The 19,413-nt window shown below is 59.4% G+C and carries 16 protein-coding genes; 15 read left to right on the top strand and 1 reads right to left on the bottom strand.

The genetic code is table 11. The annotated features are described in order from the left end of the window. The first annotated feature begins 419 nt into the window (after positions 1–419). From WC811_RS20015 to fae, 5 genes are all read left to right on the top strand, one after another. Complete coding sequence (locus tag WC811_RS20015; RefSeq protein WP_372647209.1) at positions 420–683, top strand: hypothetical protein; 264 nt, start codon at positions 420–422, stop codon at positions 681–683. Between the two features lie 592 nt (positions 684–1,275). Beyond that, positions 1,276–1,836: a sterol desaturase family protein gene (locus WC811_RS20010; protein ID WP_372647208.1), complete on the top strand. Its 561-nt coding sequence runs from the start codon at positions 1,276–1,278 to the stop codon at positions 1,834–1,836. A gap of 241 nt (positions 1,837–2,077) precedes the next feature. Continuing rightward, positions 2,078–2,326, top strand: coding sequence for a hypothetical protein (locus WC811_RS20005; protein WP_372647207.1), 249 nt, complete (start codon positions 2,078–2,080; stop codon positions 2,324–2,326). A gap of 526 nt (positions 2,327–2,852) precedes the next feature. Next, the gene (locus tag WC811_RS20000; protein ID WP_372647206.1) at positions 2,853–2,978 is read left to right on the top strand and encodes a hypothetical protein; all 126 of its coding nucleotides are present in this window, start codon (positions 2,853–2,855) and stop codon (positions 2,976–2,978) included. Between the two features lie 376 nt (positions 2,979–3,354). Continuing rightward, entirely contained in the window at positions 3,355–3,894 is a 540-nt protein-coding gene (gene fae / locus WC811_RS19995) for a formaldehyde-activating enzyme (RefSeq protein ID WP_372647205.1), read from the top strand. 135 nt (positions 3,895–4,029) lie between these two features. On the opposite strand, the gene WC811_RS19990 is transcribed toward fae, so the two are convergent. Continuing rightward, positions 4,030–5,904 carry a tetratricopeptide repeat protein gene (locus WC811_RS19990; protein WP_372647204.1) on the bottom strand — a complete coding sequence of 625 codons (1,875 nt, stop codon included), beginning with the start codon at positions 5,902–5,904 and terminating at the stop codon, positions 4,030–4,032. A gap of 269 nt (positions 5,905–6,173) precedes the next feature. Between WC811_RS19990 and WC811_RS19985 the strand changes: the two genes are divergently transcribed. The 10 genes from WC811_RS19985 (at position 6,174) to WC811_RS19940 (ending at position 19,395) form a co-directional block, all read left to right on the top strand. Beyond that, positions 6,174–6,662 (top strand): hypothetical protein, encoded by a 489-nt coding sequence (locus tag WC811_RS19985; protein ID WP_372647203.1) that lies wholly within the window; start codon positions 6,174–6,176, stop codon positions 6,660–6,662. A 220-nt stretch (positions 6,663–6,882) separates the two neighbouring features. After that, positions 6,883–8,136, top strand: a complete 1,254-nt coding sequence (locus WC811_RS19980) for a sarcosine oxidase subunit beta family protein (protein ID WP_372647202.1) — start codon at positions 6,883–6,885, stop codon at positions 8,134–8,136. A 15-nt stretch (positions 8,137–8,151) separates the two neighbouring features. After that, positions 8,152–8,451, top strand: a complete 300-nt coding sequence (locus WC811_RS19975; protein WP_372647201.1) for a sarcosine oxidase subunit delta — start codon at positions 8,152–8,154, stop codon at positions 8,449–8,451. Continuing rightward, complete coding sequence (locus tag WC811_RS19970) at positions 8,448–11,495, top strand: sarcosine oxidase subunit alpha family protein (protein ID WP_372647200.1); 3,048 nt, start codon at positions 8,448–8,450, stop codon at positions 11,493–11,495. Before WC811_RS19975 ends, WC811_RS19970 begins: the two co-directional genes overlap by 4 nt. Beyond that, positions 11,488–12,120, top strand: a complete 633-nt coding sequence (locus WC811_RS19965) for a sarcosine oxidase subunit gamma (protein ID WP_372647199.1) — start codon at positions 11,488–11,490, stop codon at positions 12,118–12,120. The genes WC811_RS19970 and WC811_RS19965 overlap by 8 nt, the downstream gene beginning before the upstream one ends. After that, a complete protein-coding gene (locus WC811_RS19960; RefSeq protein ID WP_372647198.1) occupies positions 12,117–13,520 on the top strand; it encodes an L-serine ammonia-lyase in 1,404 nt (467 codons plus the stop codon). Before WC811_RS19965 ends, WC811_RS19960 begins: the two co-directional genes overlap by 4 nt. 25 nt (positions 13,521–13,545) lie before the next feature. Then, positions 13,546–15,612, top strand: coding sequence for an FAD-dependent oxidoreductase (locus tag WC811_RS19955; RefSeq protein ID WP_372647197.1), 2,067 nt, complete (start codon positions 13,546–13,548; stop codon positions 15,610–15,612). Further along, the gene (locus WC811_RS19950; RefSeq protein ID WP_372647211.1) at positions 15,612–17,495 is read left to right on the top strand and encodes a (Fe-S)-binding protein; all 1,884 of its coding nucleotides are present in this window, start codon (positions 15,612–15,614) and stop codon (positions 17,493–17,495) included. The genes WC811_RS19955 and WC811_RS19950 overlap by 1 nt, the downstream gene beginning before the upstream one ends. Further along, on the top strand, positions 17,492–18,616 hold the full coding sequence (locus tag WC811_RS19945) for an electron transfer flavoprotein subunit alpha/FixB family protein (protein WP_372647196.1): 1,125 nt from the start codon (positions 17,492–17,494) through the stop codon (positions 18,614–18,616). The genes WC811_RS19950 and WC811_RS19945 overlap by 4 nt, the downstream gene beginning before the upstream one ends. Then, positions 18,613–19,395: a hypothetical protein gene (locus WC811_RS19940; RefSeq protein WP_372647195.1), complete on the top strand. Its 783-nt coding sequence runs from the start codon at positions 18,613–18,615 to the stop codon at positions 19,393–19,395. Before WC811_RS19945 ends, WC811_RS19940 begins: the two co-directional genes overlap by 4 nt. Positions 19,396–19,413 lie beyond the last annotated feature (18 nt).

The following is a 19,413-nucleotide window of genomic DNA, read 5'->3' as shown; positions in this document are numbered from 1 at the left end:
GGTAATCCGGACGAAGATTTTTAAACTGTCCGCTCTTCAGGTATTGCCACGGCGTCTGACGGCGGATGCTCTCAGGTAGTTCATCGAAGCCGCCTTCCTCGAAAATGAGATGACGGTCCCTCTCGTTAACCGAGCGGGAGATGCTGTATCGCGATGATGTGCTGCCAAATTCGAACATGGGCTTTTACCTTAAGAGTTCTCGTCGCCACTCTCCTAGCACGTTTCCATAGCACGTGTTGCGTCACGGGCGTTACCGCTCGATGCCCAGAGATCAATCGCCGATGAGGGCGTCCTTGCTGGTAGGGGATCCGAAGCAGTACGAAGCCAGGCCAACGCTGAAGCGGGCATGGGTAATTGCCGCGCCATATCAAGATCCCGGTGGGGGTTGTCGAACGAAGTACAAGGACCATTTGCAGTAGATGTGGAAGTATCCGAAGAGCCCTTTGCATCAGGCGGCAATCGACGCGGCGAAGCCGGAGCGGGATCGCGAGGCTGCGCGCGCCACGGCTGCGGAACTGAAGCTGCGTCGTCAGCAAGACGCATCACTCGCTGTTAAGGAACAAGAGGTCAGCAGGCTCGCGGTTCTTGCCAAGACGCAACGGCTGCGTGCTGCGCGTCTCGCCCTGCTTGATGCGGAGCCCAAGAAGCCGAAGCGGGGCACCGTCCGTAAGTCTGGCGGTTGATTCCGAGTCATGACTTCGCCGGCCCGTCGCGACGCTCACAGTGCCGTCGCATTTCAATGCGGCGAGTAGTTAAGCCGCCGACTAGGTAGTTTCCGATCCCATTCGATAGCTTCCCGATCGTGGTACATCAAGACCGTCCAGGTCCCGCTCCGGTTTGTCGAGTCGGGAGGCGTTGCAACGACTGGATAGCAAGGCGCCACCGTGTTCCTTTACAAATTCTCCGGAGTGTTTCGATGCGAAGCTTACTCTACGACAATATCTCTAAGCGGTTGAGAATTGCCGCTGATCCGTCTTTAAGGCAACGATACATTCACCGATTGGCATCGAAGAAGCGAGTCGAGCAGGACGCTTCGAGCGAGCACGTCGAAAGCGTAACAACGAGACGCACGATGGGATGACGAATGCGGGAAGTCGTGCGCCGCGCGCAGTCCACGGCTCGAACTACTCCGTCGCTGGGCTGCGCAGCCGCAAAGGGCATCAACTTGATTCCGGCGCCACAAGCCCGTCGCCGCTGCCCGCCAGCCTGTCATGAAAGCATAATGCAGATCGGTCATGAGCGGTCTCGGGCGATAAAGGTGGGAGCTCCAAAACGATGCGTCTCAACGCGGTGTCGTATTATGCCGATTTCTTTCTAAGCGCCGCCGCTATCCTAATTTTGACTGTGCAAATGTCCGCGCACGTCGGAGTTTTTCAGGCTGTTCAACTCATCGCCTGGGTGGTCGCGGGCTTCATTGCCTGGACAGTCCTCGAATATTTCGTGCACCGCGTGCTCTATCACAACGTGCCTTATTTCAAGGAGCTGCACGATGCGCATCACGCCGAGCCGAACGCTTTCGTAGGCGCTCCTCCGGTCATTGCTCTCATCCTGATTTTCGCGCTCACTTACGTGCCGGTTGCGACCGTCAGCGCGCTGGCGGCGAGCGGCCTCACCATTGGGATGCTGGTCGGCTACATGGCCTACATGGTGTTGCACCACGCCGCCCACTACTGGAAATTACCCACGAATTCTTGGCTCTACCGCGCGCGCCGTCACCATGCGCTGCATCACCATCATCATGTTGAAGGCAACTATGGCGTGACCACTGGGTTCTGGGACCGCGTCTTTGGAACTGCCCTCGAATCTAGCGGCCTTCCTCGGCTCAAGTTGCGTTGAACCGTTAGCGGGGAGTCGCTAAATCGTCAGGCTGAAACGAAATAAATTATAATTGCCATTTTAACTGCAGAGCAATGTAAGGTTCGCTCATCGTCGGCTGGGTTCAGGCGGCGACGATTGAGAGTTTCTATGTGTCCCCGTCTTCCAGAGCGAACGGGCGCGATGAAATTCCCGACAGGAACTTCGACAGTGCCCGGCCGAACTCAATTATCGGCAGGCGGTCATCAGGAGGACTTCAAAAATGAACAATAAAACTTCGGCAGCCGGTTGGGTCATAGAGGTTAGGCGTTCCGATCCGGTTTCAAAACAAGACCCTCCGCAGTACGCGTATTACAACGTGGCACTTGCCGACGCCGAAAAGGCGACTGAGACCGCTGTAGTAGCCGCTAAGAAGACAGGCTTCGACGGGACCGGTCACAATGTCAGACCTTTGTCGAACAACGAGATAGAGGCGCTCCGCTTCAAACCGGGTGAAGTTCATCCTGCTTAACACGCATCGACCCAGTAATAGGTGAAAAGCCAAAGTCCGGATTTCCGAGAGCAGAAAGCGAACATACATCCAGGACGCTGAGCGGCAAATTCTCCGTGAAATGAATCTCACGGTATGAGTTGCAGTCTACGGTCAGGGACGCCTATGGACGCCAAAGGCCGAAAGCGTCATTCTTGACCGCGTTTTGCCGATAGAAAACAACCAGGAGAGAAAACGATATGAACGCCGGAAGACAAACGCGAAAGCACCATGCGGTTCGCAAGGCAAACGTTGAGCGCGTCGCGTTGGGAAAGCGCAAGGACGGCAGGGGCAGTGAGCGCGTTGCTGCCAGCCGAAAGCGGGCGGCGGCCCGGAGGTAATACAGCGCCCCGGAAAGCCCTAAGCGTCGACTGCCGCATGTCCTCGCTATGACTTCAAATGGTGAGATAGTGGGACTTGGTGTGCCCCCCCTAGCGCGAGTTGGCTATGTATGTAAGCGGCGTCATTTCTGACGAAGATGAAATATTCTGGGGGAGAAGGATGAGTAATGGCCGACGAGAACAAACCGCCCAAGTCCTCCAAGATTGATCAAATCCGCGCGCTTCGTGAGAAGCAGGCTGATGATCGCGACGCCAAGATTAAAGAGGCGAAAAGACTGGCGGGGTTGAAGTAAGTCTGCGTTTTGCGAGCTAAGATCGGGATAGGCGAAAACTGCGGTGGGTTAGCGGTCGGCGCCTCCGATTGCACGCTAACGCCATGACGAAGGCAGTCGCTCCCGTTGGGCGTGGTCAACGACGCGGCAGATCTTCAAGGAATCGAGACTAACGGCGGTCGCGAGATAATTGCTACTAACGAAACCTCCGCGTCGAAGACTGCAGCGCCCACCCGCAGATGCGCGGCATGTATTGGAATGCCGCGACCCCGCCTGGTATTGGAGCGCGTGCTCCAGGAGGACTCTTCGCGCATATGCGTTGGTCAAAAGCAAAAATGCGGGGTAGATGTGCGGCCGGACGCGTGAACAGTGCAACCTGAAAGACTGAGAGAAGCCTATGAAAAATTTGGTGTTCCTGACCGGCGAAGCGACGGTTCTAGCTGCCGATGGCCAGTACACGGACGCGATGCCCGAGGTCGTCATCGGTACGGTTGATGGACCTGTAGGACATGCGTTTGCGGGCATGATGGGCCAGTCTATGGGACACACCCGTTTCTTTGTCATCCGGGACCTGAACCAAATGGTCCGTCCGTCGGCGATCATGACTTCGAAAGTGACTATTCCGAATAGCGCCTACATTGAGCTGTTCGGGGGCGTTGTGCAGGCGGCGATTGGCGATGCAATCGTCGACTGTCTCAAGGACGATATTCTGCCGAAAGAGAAAGCGAACGAGATCTGCATGATCGTAACTGTTTGGCTCGATCCGCGATGTGCAGATCATAAGGAGCTCGACAAGAAGGATCTCTATCGTTGCAACTATGAAGCAACGAAGCTCGCGATCTCTCGGGCTATGAAGGGTGAACCCTCGGTGCAAGAGCTGATAGCTAACCGGGATACGATCAAGCACTATGCTCTTGCAGACGTGTTCCCAGATTAAGTCGGGTGTCCGAAGTCTTCTGACGAATTCAAATTACGCTGGTTCGCGAACTTGGCCCCTATCCCACTCGCTGGGATAGGGGCATGCGAGAGCGTCGTCATCAGCGACGGTTTTGCGCCCAAGCATCCTTTGTCTCTAAGCTGAGATGACGATGCGCCCTGGGTTTTTATGGGCGCCTTGTCGTGCCCATATGGCCTGCAGCGCCTTCTCGAAGCTGTCCGTGTATCGTTGGGTATCGAACAACGGAGAAGCGACGTCATACGGGACGATGCGGTCGCGGATGGCTTGGAGTTCGCCCGGAGAGCTCGCAAGTCGGCAGGCGATCATCTCGAATTCGTCCGAGCTTTTAGCGATCAGCTCCGGCAATCCGTAGGTCGCGAGTATGCTGCCCGCGACGCGGGACGCAAAGCTTGTTCCAATGCGCGTGAGCACCGGACAACCCGCCCAAAGTGCGTCGCTCGCCGTCGTGTGGGCTGTGTAGGGAAAGGTGTCCAAGAATAAGTCGGCGCTGCCGTAGCGAGCTAAATGCTCCTCGTGACTGACGCGTCCGCAGAATATAATGCGTGAAGGATCGACGCCGCGTCTCGATGCTTCCGCCCGAAGATTTTCCGCAATCAACTCGTTGGGCGTGTAGAGCCAAAGTACGCTCTGTTTCGTGGCTCGCAGGATGCGCATCCACGAGTCGAAAGTCGCCGGCGTAATTTTTCGGGGTTCGTTAAAACAACAGAATACGAAGGTGTCTGGAAGGTGATGCTGCGTCCGTGAGGGCATTATTGGCGGCGTCGGTCTGCGATCATCGTTTGGCTGATAACAGCCGGGGAGAATAACCGGCCGCTCTGTTATCTTTTGGAAATCGATAGTCTCGGCGATAAATGGGTCGAGGACGATGTAATCCATTTCAGGATTTCCCGATGTTGCGGGATAGCCGAGAAAATTAATCTGCAGTGGGGCGAGCCGTGGCGAAAACAACTCCGGACGCGCGTACTCCGTGTGCCCCATGAGATCGATGGCGATATCTATCTCAAGCTCCCGCGCCTTATCGCGGATGGCGGTGTTGGTGGCCTCGCTCATATCGATAAAGGTATCGAAGGCCGTTCGAATGCGCTGTCCGATGCCGTCCGAGGGGGAAGGTGGGCCGCCGGTCGAAACGCCGATGACTTCGAAGTTTTCGCGGTTGTGACGCTCGATCAAGCCGACGAGGAGACGCGACGTTGGATGCGGGCGAAAATCGGATGAGAAGTACCCGAGGCGGGGACGGTTTGTCGTTCGACGCGGGCGCTGGGGCAGCGGCTTCGACTGTCCGCGCATTGTAAGCGCGCCCTTGCCGGCGGCCGCGTGTATCTCCGGTTCGTCAAACAAGAGCAATGCGCGAAATGGCGCCTCGCATATGCTATCGCGTGTCAGGGAGCGCGATAATGCGGTCCATTTATCAAACTCGTGCCAATCGGCAATTTCCAGCCCACAATGGAACGCATTTAACTTGGCCTGGTTATCTTGCGGATTTATTTTGCTTGCCTGGAGAAAGGCGGCTTTTGCGGCGGGGTAGTTTTTTCTTATCATCAAGGTGCGCGCGAGACCGTAGTGCGCATCGGCGAAGTTCGCATCGACCGCGATCGCCAATTTGAACTGAGTCACGGCCTCATCGTATCGCTTGAGTTCGGTCAAGGCATTGGCGCTGGCGCATAGCAAGAGCGGCATGCGTGGCTCGATCTTGAGAGCCGCTGCGAAGGATCCCGATGCTTCCGGGATCTCTCCCGCGCTCATCAATGCCTTTCCCAAGTTGTGATGGGACTGGGCAGAGTTTGGATAAAGGTTCGCAGCTCGACGAAAGTGCGGCAACGCGTCGTCGTGGCGATTCAGGTCCGAAAAAATGGCCCCGCAAAGTTGCAGGGCTTCGAAATTGTTCGGCCGGATCTGCAGAAACGCCCGGACCTCCTTTAGCGCTGCTGGAAGCTGATTGGCCTGAAAGAGCTTGAGCGCTTTTTCAAGGGACGCTGACGGTGGTTTCATTGGGTTCAATTCATAAAGATGCTTCCAAAATCGATCCTATCCACACCGTGTGACACTCGCGAATCCATTTTTCCGGGAACCCTGGGCGGCGCATAAAACAGAAAATGCGGTCAGCATGCTGCCCGGGTTTGCCATTCGCCTTGTCGAGAATGCAGCGATGACTGATGTAGATGCGGATTGCCGCCGTGGCCTTGAGGTCGGAACATCCCGGTATTATCCTAGGGCGGGCGATCGACGTCGCCCATCAGTTGGCCGGAGGAAAGATGGTCATGGTAGCCGAAGCGTCAAAGGACTTCGTCAGCAAGGTCGAGCGTGCCTACCAAGGGGAGGTCTATGGCGAGGCGCTCTATCTCGGGCTTGCGGATGTTCTCGACGATCCCGTGCGGTCGGAAAAATGGCGGGCGCTGGCGGAGCTCGAAGTCGTGACCAAAGCGCGGATGCGCGATCTCGTCGCCAAGCTTGGTGGCGACACGCGGGAGAGCGACGTTTTCCGTCAGAAGGGCATCGATCACGTCAAGAAATATGCAAACCTACCTTGGGACGCCTTCATGGCGCTCTACAGCAAGGAGCTGGAGCCGGTCATCAAGCGTTATGCGGAGCTTGAGCAGCGGTGCGCGCCGGAAGACGCCGCAGTGCTGCGCTTTCTAACCGAGCACGAGGTCGTCACCAAGGCTTTTTGCGATCTTGAGCTCGCGGGACGGCCGGATATATCGATAGATCCGACGCGGGCGCTCATAGCTTCCGTTGGGGCGGTCTGAGGCGCGGGCGACGCAGACAGGCCAGGGTGGCGCTACGGGTGTGCCGCAGGCTTCCGGATGGTCTGCGACCTTCGGCGTAATCCGGCTAGCGGCGTGTCGCAATTAGCAAAATTTGCGTCTTCCCTGGCAGGATGAAATTCGGTCCCTTCGGCTAACTGACAGGTACAGCCGAATAGAGACGCATCGCTGTTGCGTCGGGCGACTTCGCCGGGGATACGCGATGAGGAAAGACTATTCGATCTGGTCGCTGTTCGCGAAGGGGCTCAACCATAACGAAGGTTGGGATCCGGCTTGGCGTAGCGCCGATCCGAAGCCTTCTTATAACGTCGTCATCGTCGGCGCCGGGGGGCACGGCCTCGCGACGGCTTATTATTTGGCGAAAGAGCACGGCATCCGCGATATCGCGGTGATCGAGAAGGGTTACCTCGGCGGCGGCAATACCGCGCGCAACACGACCATCGTCCGTTCGAACTATCTCTGGGATGAAGCCGCGATGCTCTATGAGCACGCGCTGAAGCTTTGGGAAGGCCTGACGGAAGACCTGAATTTCAATGTGATGTTTAGCCAGCGCGGCGTCTTCAATCTCGGGCACACGTTGCAGGACATGCGCGATATCGAGCGGCGCGTGAATGCCAACAATCTGAATGGCATCGACGCGCAGATGCTCGACACGGCCGAGGTCAAGCGGTTGATCCCGATCCTCAACACGTCCAACACCACGCGCTTTCCCGTACTCGGCGCGAGTTTTCAGCCGCGCGGCGGCATCGCACGTCACGATGCGGTGGCGTGGGGTTTCGCGCGGGCGGCCTGCAAGTACGGTGTCGATATCATCGAGAACTGCGAAGTCACCGGCATGGACATCGCAAACGGCCGGATCCAGGGATTGCAGACGACGAGGGGCCCGATCCGCAGCGAACGCGTCGGGTGCGTCGCCTCGGGGCATTCGTCGGTGCTTGCGAAAATGGCGGGCATTCGTATGCCGATCGAAAGCCATCCGCTTCAGGCGTTCGTGTCCGAATCGATGAAGCCGGTGCTCGACACCGTCGTGATGTCGAATGCGGTTCATGGTTATGCAAGTCAATCGGATAAAGGCGAACTGGTGATCGGCGCGGGCATCGATCATTACACCAGCTATACGCAGCGCGGCAGTCCGTACGTCATTGAGCACACGGCCGCCGCGATCATCGAGATGTTTCCGATATTCTCGCGCGTCCGCATGAACCGCCAGTGGGGCGGCATCGTCGATACGACGCCGGACGCGTGTCCGATCATCAGCAAGACGAAGGTGAAGGGGCTTTACTTCAACTGCGGTTGGGGAACGGGAGGCTTCAAGGCGACGCCGGGCTCGGGGAACGTCTTTGCCTACACCATTGCGAAGGACGATCCGCATCCGCTCAACAAAGCATTCAGTCTGGATCGCTTTTCGACGGGGCATCTCATCGACGAGCACGGCGCTGCTGGCGTCGCTCATTAATTCCGGGACCATCTGATGTTCGTACTGTTCTGTCCACATTGCCAGGAAAAGCGCGAAGAAGAAGAGTTCGGCTACGGCGGCGAAGCGTTCATCGCGCGTCCCGCGACGCCGGAAGCCGTCGATGACGACGTTTGGGGTGACTACGTATTCATGCGCAAGAATCCCAAAGGCTGGCATTGGGAAATGTGGTCGCATGCGACGGGTTGCCGGAAGATCTTCGTCGTGAAGCGCAACACCGCAACGAACGCCATCGCCGGGTCGTGGACACTGACGGACGGGCGCAAAGTCTATGACGCGGAAGGCGGTTCGCAATGACGAGCCATCGCGTCAAGCATCAGCGCGCGCGCGTCGATTTCGAACGTCGGCTTTCCTTTTCGTTCGACGGCCGGTCGTATGATGGTTATGCGGGCGACACGCTTGCGTCGGCGCTCCTTGCCAACGGTGTTCGAATGTTAGGGCGAAGCTTCAAATACGGGCGCCCGCGCGGCATCGTCGGAGCCGGTCCCGAAGAACCGAACGCGCTGACGCAAGTCGAAACCGGTCCGCTGACGACCCCAAATCTCAAGGCGACACAGGTCGAGCTTTACGACGGGTTGGTTGCGCGGCGGACGACTGGTTGGCCGACGCTCGAATTCGATCTCAAGAGTTTGTGCGGCCCGTTTTCGCGCTTCATGCCGGCCGGATTCTATTACAAGACCTTCCAGAATAGGACGCTCTGGCCGCGGTTCGAGCACATCATTCGTCAGGCGGCAGGATATGGCTCCGCGCCAGAGGAAGCCGATCCGGACAGCTACGATCATCGACATCGCCATGCACAAGTTGTGGTCGTCGGCGGTGGCGCTTGCGGGCTGCTTGCGGCGCTCGACGCTGGGCGCGCGGGTTTGAACGTCATTCTGCTCGACGAACAGAACGAAATGGGCGGTTGGCTGCTGTCGTCGCCGAATTCCGTGATCGGCGGTCAGGAAGCGAGCGCATGGCTTAAGACAGTGCTCGGCGAATTGCAGAGTCTCCCCAACGTGCAGATGCTGACGCGAACGAGCGCGTTCGCAATGCACGATATGAATTTGATCCTGGCGATCGAGCAGCTCCAAGATCATCTGCCGTTGGCCCTGCGTGAGGAACATAAGCCGCGTCAGAGGCTGCACCGCATTCGTGCCGATCGCGTCGTTCTGGCGAGTGGCGCGATCGAGCGGCCGCTGGTGTTCGGCAATAACGATCTTCCGGGCATTCTGACGGCGTCGTCGCTGACCACGTATCTCAATCGCTATGGCGTCGCCGTTGGTAAGCGCGTGCTGCTGCAGACGAGCAACGATCATGTCTATCAAGGCGCCTGCGATCTCGCCCGTTTAGGCTGCGACGTCGTGCTGGCCGATATGCGTGCACGTCCCAATATCGAGTGGGAGCAACGCGCGCACGCCGCGGGCGTCGATGTTCGGCCCGGTTACGGCATTGCTGTCGCGCACGGCGGCCGAGCAGTCAAAGGCGCGCAACTGGTCAAGCTCGATGATGACCGGAATGCCGTTGCACGAGTTGGGCCATCGGTCGAATGCGATGCACTGGGCAGTTCCGGCGGTTTGTCACCAACGGTCCATCTCTATTGCCACGACGGCGGGCGGCCGTATTGGGACGAGGATAAGCTCGCGTTCGTCGCACCGGCGCTAGGTCGGGCGGAGACCGGAATCTATTGCGCGGGAGCCATTACCGGGACATTCGCCTTGCAGGCGGCGCTGGAGCAAACGCGGCAGGTCGTCGACGCATTGCTGGCGTCGTTCGAAAGGCCATCGGTGCGCGAGGCTCGGAATTTGGAGACGGACGAACCGACCAGCACGCCTGCGCGGCGGATATTTCGCGTTCCTGACGGGAAGCCGGAAGGGCACGGCAAGAAAGCATTCGTCGATTTCCAGAACGACGTGACGGCCGCCGACATCCATCTGGCCGTACGGGAAAATTATCGCTCGATCGAACATATCAAGCGTTACACGGCGCTCGGCTTCGGCACCGATCAAGGCAAACTGTCGAACGTCAACGGTTTTGCAATTGCGGCCGAGGCTCTCGGCAAGAGCATCCCGGAAGTTGGAACAACTACGTATCGCCCGGCCTATTCGCCCGTGACGTTCGGGACGCTGGCGGGCGCGCATGAGGGCGACACGTTCGAACCGCGACGCTATACGGCGATGCACGCGTCGCACGTCGCGCGCGGGGCCGTCTTCGAGAATGTCGGGCAGTGGTTGCGGCCTCAGTATTTTCTTCAACGTGGCGAAGACAAGGGCGCCGCCGTGCGTCGCGAATGTCTTGCGGCGCGACGCGGCGTCGGCATCATGGACGCTTCGACGCTCGGCAAGATCGACATTCAAGGCAAGGATGTTCGCGAGTTTCTCAATCGCGTCTATGCCAATGCGTGGACGCAGTTGGCACCGGGCAAGTGCCGTTACGGCTTGATGCTCGACGAGAATGGCATGGTCATGGACGACGGCGTAACAGCGTGCGTTTCCGACAATCACTTTGTCATGACGACCACCACGGGCGGCGCGGCGCGCGTGCTGGGCTGGCTCGAAAACTGGCATCAGACGGAATGGCCCGATCTCGACGTCTACATGACCTCGGTTACGGATCACTGGGCGACGGCCGCGGTCGTTGGTCCGAAGAGCCGGGATGTGATCGCGAAGGTCTGTTCCGATATCGATCTCTCGCCGTCGGCGTTCAAGTTCATGGACTGGCGCGAGGGCACCGTCGCCGGTGTTCCGGCGCGGGTGTTTCGCATCAGTTTCTCCGGCGAGATGGCGTTCGAGGTCAATGTCGATGCAAGCTACGGCCATCACGTTTGGGAAGCGCTGCTCGATGCGGGTGCCGAGTTCGGCATCACGCCCTATGGCACCGATGCCATGCACGTTCTGCGCGCGGAGAAAGGTTTCATCATCGTTGGTCAGGATACGGATGGGTCGATGACGCCGTTCGATCTCGACATGGCCTGGGCGGTTTCCATGAAGAAGCCATTCAGTTTCCTCGGGAAGCGCTCCTTTGCGCGGAGCGATACGTCGGCGCCAAACCGCAAGCAGCTCGTTGGCTTGTTGACGGAAGATCCGACCATCGTTCTGGCTGAAGGCGCGCAGATCATTGAACGACCCGACGCCGCCCAGCCGGTTCCGATGTTGGGGCATGTCACGTCGAGTTATTTTAGCCCGGAGCTTGGCCGGTCGATTGCCATGGCCGTCGTTCGTGACGGGATCCAACGGCGAAGCGAGGAAGGGCGCACTGCCGGATGCGACGTGCTCTTTGCCTACTCCGGCGGGAAGACGCATAAGGTGAAACTGGTATCGGCCGTGTTCGTGGATCCCAAAGGAGAGCGGCAAAATGGCTGAGGCATCCATGCAATCGCCACTCTATGCGTTCGGCCTCGCAAGCCAAGCCGACGCCGTCAACGACGGCCGTGGCGTCTGGGCAAACGAGATTCCGCTTCTCGGATACATCAGTCTGCGGGGCAATTCTCTCGATCCGGCTTTCGCGGAGAAGGTCGGGGCTGTAATGGGTGTTACGCTTCCCGTCGCGCCGTGTTCGTTCGCTACGGCCTTGGACGTGAAGGTGCTTTGGATCTCGCCCGACGAATGGATAATCGTCTGCGGCCGCCATCGCCTTGGAGAATTGCTAAGCGGATTGCGGTCGGCCCTGCAGGGCATTCGTAGCCAGGTCGCCGATAATTCCGGCGGCTATACCCAAGTTCTGCTTCAAGGTCCAAATGCGCTCGACGTTCTTCAGCACGCAAGCGTCTACGATTTTGCGGCGCTGGAGCAGGGGCGGGTCATCGGCACAACCTTCGGGAAATCGTCCGTTTATGCGCATCGGGCCGGAGACGGCTTCTGCCTATTAATGCGCCGCAGTTTCGCCGACTACATTTGGCGCTATCTTGTCCGCGCCTCGGCGCCATATGGACTGGGTATTGCCGCAATCGAGGCAACGGGCCACGCCGGGCGGGGAGTGGCATCATGAATTACAGCGTCTTCGAGGTCTTTCGTATCGGCATCGGTCCGTCGAGTTCGCATACGGTCGGGCCGATGAGCGCGGTCAATACTTTTCTTGCCGAGCTTGAGGCCAAGAATGCCGTGCAATTTGTCGAACGGGTCGCCGTCGAGCTATACGGCTCATTGGCGCTGACGGGCGTCGGGCACGCCACGGACTTTGCGGTGATTAGCGGATTGCTCGGCGAGACGCCAGAAGACGCCGACCCGGTGGCGCTGTCACAGCGTGTCGCGGAGGTCCGGCGAACGAAGCGTCTATCGTTCGGCGGCGTTCGCGAGATTGCCTTTACGCCTGAAACGGATCTTCTTTTTCATCGCGATCGGATGCTCAGCGAGCATCCCAACGGAATGACCGTCGAAGCCTTCGATAAGCTCGGCGCTTCGCTTCACCGGAATACCTATTTTTCGATTGGTGGCGGGGCCGTTCTTGATCAGGCCGAACTTGCGGCGAGCCGGCGCACGGGAAATGATGAAGTTCCACACCGGCCGGTGCGGTATGCCTTTAGCAGCGCGCAAGAGCTTTTGGCTCTCTGTCAGCGCTACAACTTATCGATCGCCGATATCGTTTGGCGAAACGAACTTGCCTACCAAGACGAAGCGGCGACGCGCGCGAAGATTCTCAAGGTATGGCAGGCGATGAACGATTGCCTGCAGCGCGGGCTCATCACCGAAGGCATTTTACCGGGCGGTCTCAGGGTGAAGCGCAGGGCGCCGGCGCTCTATCGGCAAGCGTGCGATGTGGACGGCAAGCTCACCGCCGATTTTCGCGCGATGGACATGGTCAGCTCGTTCGCGATTGCTGTGAACGAAGAAAACGCCGCGGGCGGCCGGGTCGTGACGGCTCCGACCAATGGTTCGGCGGGTGTTATTCCGGCGGTTCTCGCTTACTACACTCGCTACTGCGATGCTGTTACCGACGCCGACACGCGCGACGATCATATCCTGACGTTCCTGCTCACGGCGGCGGGTATCGGTATGCTGTATAAGAAAAACGCCTCGATTTCCGCGGCGGAAATGGGTTGCCAGGGAGAAATCGGCGTATCTTGCTCGATGGCGGCGGGGGGGCTCGCGGCCGTGATGGGCGCAACAGCCGAGCAAATCGAGAATGCAGCTGAGATTGGTATGGAACACAACCTCGGCATGACGTGCGATCCGATCGGCGGCCTGGTGCAGGTTCCGTGTATCGAGCGCAACAGCATGGGCGCAATGAAGGCGATCAACGCCGCACGGTTGGCGATGATGGACGACGGCGGACATCTTGTTTCGCTTGATGCCGTGATAGAAACGATGCGGCAGACTGGGCACGATCTGCAATCCAAATACAAAGAGACGTCGCTCGGCGGCCTCGCCGCGACCGTCGTTTATTGCTGAGGCTTGGCTCTCCGAGGAACGGGCGATGGCGGCTTACCCTCATATCTTCACCCCGATCAAGCTCAATCAGCTGACGTTGCCGAACCGTATCTATTCAACGGCGCACGCCGAGGTTTATGCGGATGCGGGCGGCATGCCCGGAGATCGCTATATCCGCTACTACGAGGAGAAAGCCAAAGGCGGCCTCGGTATGGCGATCTGTGGCGGGTCTAGCCCAGTTTCGATCGACGTTCCGCAAGGATCATGGAAACCGGTCAATCTCACGACGGATCGTGTGATCGAACCGATGGCGCGCCTCGCCGATACGGTTCATCGCCACGGCATGAAGATCATGATCCAGGCGACGCACATGGGGCGCCGCTCGGCTTACGCCGGCGATCCGTGGCCGCATCTCGTGTCTCCGTCAGGTATACGCGAGCCGGTGCATCGCGGTAATGCCAAGGCCATCGAGATCGAAGACATTCGGCGGATTATCGCCGATTTTGCGGCGGCGGCGAAACGGGTGAAGGCGTCGGGCTTCGACGGCATCGAGATTTCCGCAGCGCATCAACAACTCATCGATCAGTTCTGGTCGCCGCGTTCGAATATGCGGACCGATGAGTGGGGCGGCAGCCTCGCCAACCGTATGCGGTTCGGCATCGAGGCGCTGACGGCGGTGCGCGATGCCGTCGGTCGCGATTATTGCGTCGGCATGCGGATGTGCGCCGACGAATTTCACGATGATGGCCTCGATCACGAGACGCTGAAGGAGATCGCGCAGGCGATGTCCGCAACGGGTCTCATTGACTTTATCAGCGTCATCGGGTCGGGCGCGGATACGCACAATTCACTCGCCAACTGCATGCCGCCGATGGCGTTGCCGCCAGAACCGTTCGTGCATCTCGCTGCTGGTATCAAATCCGTCGTGAAGATTCCGGTTCTGCATGCGCAGGGCATCCGCGACATTACGCAGGCGGAGCGTATTCTTGCGAACGGGTTGGTCGATATCGTCGGCATGACGCGCGCGCACATCGCTGATCCGCACATCATGAAGAAAGTACGCGAAGGGCGGGAGGATCAGATCCGCCAGTGCGTCGGCGCCAACTACTGCATCGACCGGATGTATTCCGGTTCGGATACGCTTTGTGTGCAAAACCCGGCGACGTCGCGTGAGGCAACGATGCCCCATGTCATCCTGCCGACGAAAGGGCCGAAGCGGCGCGTCGTGGTGGTCGGCGCGGGACCGGCAGGACTCGAAGCGGCCCGCGTTTCGCGATCGCGCGGGCATGACGTCGTGCTGTTTGAGCGCGCCGATGCCGTCGGCGGCCAGATCAATCTTGCAGCCAAAGCGCCGCAACGCGAGCAGATGGCGGGCATCGTCCGCTGGTTCGATCTCGAAACGAAGCGGCTTGGCGTCGACAGACGATTGGGCGTCGAGGCGACGACCGATATGATCCTGGCCGAGCATCCGGATATCGTCGTGATGGCGACAGGCGGGCGAAGCTTTGTCGATCAAGTGGAGGGCTGGGGCGCGGCGGACGGGCTGTCAGTCAGCTCGTGGGACATCCTCGCGGAAAAGGTACCGCCAGCGGAGAATGTGTTGGTCTATGACGGCATCAGTACGCATGCGGGCTTCGGCACGGCGGACTTTCTGGCGAGCCGAGGCTGCAACGTCGAGATCGTGACGCCGGATGTGAAGGTTGCTGATGACGTCGGCGGTACGACGTTTCCAATTTTTTATCGCCGCATGTTTTCCCAGGGCATCATTCCGACGCCGAATTTCTGGCTTGATCGCGTTTATGCGGAGGGCAACAAGAAGATCGCGGTGCTCCGCAACGAATATACCGATGAACTCGAAGAGCGCGCCGTCGATCAGGTTGTGATCGAGAATGGCATCACACCGAATGCGGAGCTTTATTGGTCGCTGAAAGAGACGTCGCTCAATCACGGTCAGGTTGATCTTAACGCACTTTACGCCAACGAGCCGCAACCGGCTTTGAATGAATCGCTCGAAGGCGATCGCTTCCTGCTGTTTCGTGTCGGTGACTGCGTGTCGATGCATAACATTCACGCGGCGATCTATGACTCCCTCAGGCTGTGCAAGGATTTCTGATCGTGGCCGTTGCTCCCGCCATTACCGTTCTGTTTTGGCTGGCTGTGGTGACGCTTGCGATCGGGCTGATGCGCCGCGCGATGCTGTGGCGAGTGGGGCAGGCGGCGCCTGTGGAGTGGAGCGGTCTGCTCGCCGTTCCGAAGCGCTATTTCGTCGATTTGCATCACGTCGTCGCGCGAGACCCGTATATCGCACGCACGCACGTCGCGACGGCGGGTGGCGCTATTCTGGCGTTGACGCTGGTCGCTTTGAATTATGGGCTCGGTTTTTATTCGCGGCTTCTCGACTGGGGCATCGTGCTTGCGGCGGCGGTGATGCTCGCGGGCGTCTATTTCGTTTGGCAGCGACGGCGTCATCCGCCCGCGCGATTGTCTCGCGGCGCCTGGGAGCGATTGCCATTTACGCTTGCGGCGTTTGCATTTGGCTTGCTTGTTGCCGTTGCGCTGCCGCCGCAGATGCTGTCGGCGGCAATTGCCGCGGTGGCGTTGTTCCTGCTCCTGGTTGGGTCCGCCGAATTGGCGCTTGGGATCGGGGCCGGCGCGCCAATGAAACATGCGGTTGCCGGATTGCTGCATCTGGCATTCCATCCACGTCCGGAGCGTTTCGCCGGTGTGCGTTCGACGGCCTTGAAGGCACTGGATCTTGATAGGAATGAGTTCGGTATCAATGCGCCGAACGATTTCCGCTGGAACCAGCTGCTAAGTTTCGATGCTTGCGTTCAATGCGGGAAGTGCGAGCAGTCGTGTCCGGCATTCGCTGCGGGACAGCCCCTCAATCCCAAGAAGCTCATCCAAGATCTCGTTGCTGGATTCTCGGGATCGAACGACGCCGGGTATGCGGGCAGCCCTTATCCGGGAATCGCGATCGGATCGCACGGTGGCGCACCGTCGGAAGCGATCGTTCCGAAACTGATCGAACCGCAGACGTTATGGTCATGCACGACTTGCCGGGCATGCGTCGAAGAATGCCCGATGCTGATCGAGCACGTCGATGCCATCGTCGGGATGCGTCGAAGTTTGAATCTTGCGCGCGGCGAGGTGCCCGGTACGGCACCCGATGTTCTGGCCAATTTACGCGAAACGGACACGCAGGGTGGGTACGCGACGGCGTCGCGATACAACTGGGCGATCGATCTCGATGTGCCGACTGCGGAGCCCGGAAAGCCAGTCGATCTCTTGCTGTTCGCGGGCGAGGGCGCGTTCGACATGCGCTATCAGCGGACGCTTCGCTCGCTCGTCAAAATTCTGAAAGCTGCGAATGTTGACTTTGCCGTGCTCGGAGAACGCGAGCGTGATACCGGCGATACGGCACGGCGTCTCGGAGACGAAGCATCATTCCAGGCACTTGCGAAACGCAATATCGCAATGTTGGCGACGCTCGATTTCGATCGGATCGTCACGTCGGATCCGCATGTTCTTCATAGCTTGCGGAACGAATATCCCGCGTTCGGCGGACGGTATGCCGTCGTGCATCACACGGCGGTGATCGATGAGTTGATGGCGCGGGGGAAGCTGCCGTCGCGCAAGCTTCAGGATGTGGGCGCTCTGACCTATCATGATCCGTGCTATCTCGGTCGCTACAATGGCGAGATCGAAGCGCCTCGGTCGGTGTTGCGGCGTCTCGGAGTTACGGTGCTTGAGATGGAGCGCTCCGGCCTTCGTGCCAGATGTTGCGGCGGTGGCGGTGGCGCGCCGCTGACGGATATTCCCGGCGAGCGGCGTATTCCCGACATGCGCATGGGTGATGCGCATGCAGTCGGCGCGGAGATCGTTGCGGTTGCGTGCCCGCAATGCACGGCGATGCTTGAGGGCGTCGCAGGAGCGCGGGCTGAAGTTCTCGATATTGCCGAACTCGTGGCGGCCTCACTGGAGGCCCCGTCATGAGCGGCGTTAAGCGGATCGATCCGCGCCGACCCTATCGGATAACGCCGCTCGGATTGCGCAGGATCGTGCTCGGCGAGATTGAGCCCGGTGATGTCGTTTCGCGCGATGCACGCCCCGTCGAAGCTTCCGCTGTAAAGCCGCTGCGCACGGATGTTGCCGCAAGCGGCTGGCACATGGCGGTCGCACATTCCTATTGCGGCCGATTGGACGATCATGCGCGCGAGGCCATCGCTGCGGCGGCAATCCTCGCGCGCCGGGAGACGGGCGTTATCGCTGTCATTCTAGGCCCGTTTCATGAGGATGCTGCGGCCCTGGGTGCGGACAGAATTGTTGTCTTCAACGATTTAGACGCCGCGCGTTTCCAGCCGCAGCGCGAGGAAGCCTTGCTTAGCGCGTTGATCGATGATTATGCGCCCGAGCACGTCTTCATGCCCGACAACGCGCTCGGAGATGGCGATCTTGGCCGCCGCTTGATTGCGAAGCTCGGGTGTTCGGCCGCGACGCATGTGTCGGAGATTGATGCAAGGCATGTAGGCCTTGGTTGGTCCGGTGGGGCATCGCTTGCTCACGCGCCGCTGCCGCGTGTTGTGTTACTCCAACAGGGCGTCGTTGACAGCAATCTGCCATTCGTCGGGATCGGCGAACATATCGCGGGGCGCGAGGCTATTGAAGCGGTCGAGGTGTGTCGCGATCTCGGACTTGAGCCGACGGAATCGGCGTCGATTGCGCTTGAAGAAGCGGATTTCATCGTCTCCGCGGGCAACGGCGTCAGCAACGTGGCGACGCTGGAAGACCTCGCGGCTTCTTTGGGGGCGGCGGTCGGGGCGAGCCGGGTCGCAGTCGATGACGGAAAATTTCCGCGCAGCAAGCAGATCGGCGCGTCAGGCAAGACAGTCAGCGCGACGACGTATTTCGCGGTTGGCATTTCGGGTGCGGTTCAACATCTGCAAGGCATCAAGGCTTGCCGGCATGTCATCGCGATCAATCGCGATCCGGGCGCGCCGATTGTCAAGCGCGCCGACCTGACCGTCATCGGCGATGCGGAAGATCTGATGCGGGCATTGATCGCGCGCATCGCTCAGGCACGGGACCAATCGGAAGCTTCGGAGTCGGAGCGATGAGCGGAACATTCTCCGTTGCCGCATTGATTTCGGCAGGGCGGCATCCGGTGAGCGGTGTGCCACGCGCGTGTCGCGGAGATGCCGTCGCCATGGCGCTCGGTTTGTCGCTGGCGGGCGATGCTTTGCGCGTCGTTCATTTCGGCGAGGCGGAGGAGCCTGCGCTTCTCGATTATATCGCCTACGGAGCGCGCAAGATTGAGGTCGTAAATGGCGATGCCGAGCGCGTCTCTATTGCGCCGCTCGCGGAGGCTCTGAGCGGGGTTGATCTTATTCTGACGGGGAGCAGAGCGGAGCGGGGAGCGGGAAGCAGTTTGCTGCCGTATATGCTTGCCGCGGCGCTCGAACGTCCGGTCATCGCAAATGTGCTTGAGGTTAAGGTCGAACGTGGCGTGGCCCGGTCGGCAGCGAAAGTTCGGCAATTTCTACCGAAAGGTCAGCGGCGGCAAATCGCCTGCCCGCTGCCGCTCGTTGTTGCGGTGCATCCGTTCGCGCCCGTCAGCCTCACATATGCTTATGCGCGACGTATGTCCGGGCGGGTCGAGGTTACGTCGTCCCGAGATCCGGCAACCGAAACGGAGCCAAGCAGCTGGGTGGTGGAGACCGCGCCAAGGCGGCCGGTGCGCCTCAAGGCGCAGGAGAAAAAGGCGGGGCATGCTCGCCTGCTTTCGGCCATCGTCTCTGAGGCGAAAGGCGGAGTTGTCGCTTTTGACGGGACAACTGTCGATAAAGCACAAGTGGTGCTGAACTATCTGAGAGAACATCGCCTCGTCGATTTTTAGCGAGCCCCTCGAATGGGA

Source organism: Hyphomicrobium sp., assembly GCF_041659645.1.
Lineage (GTDB): Bacteria > Pseudomonadota > Alphaproteobacteria > Rhizobiales > Hyphomicrobiaceae > Hyphomicrobium_B.
The sequence above is the reverse complement of the archived record's forward strand: the minus strand, read 5'-3'. Positions and strand labels throughout refer to the sequence as shown.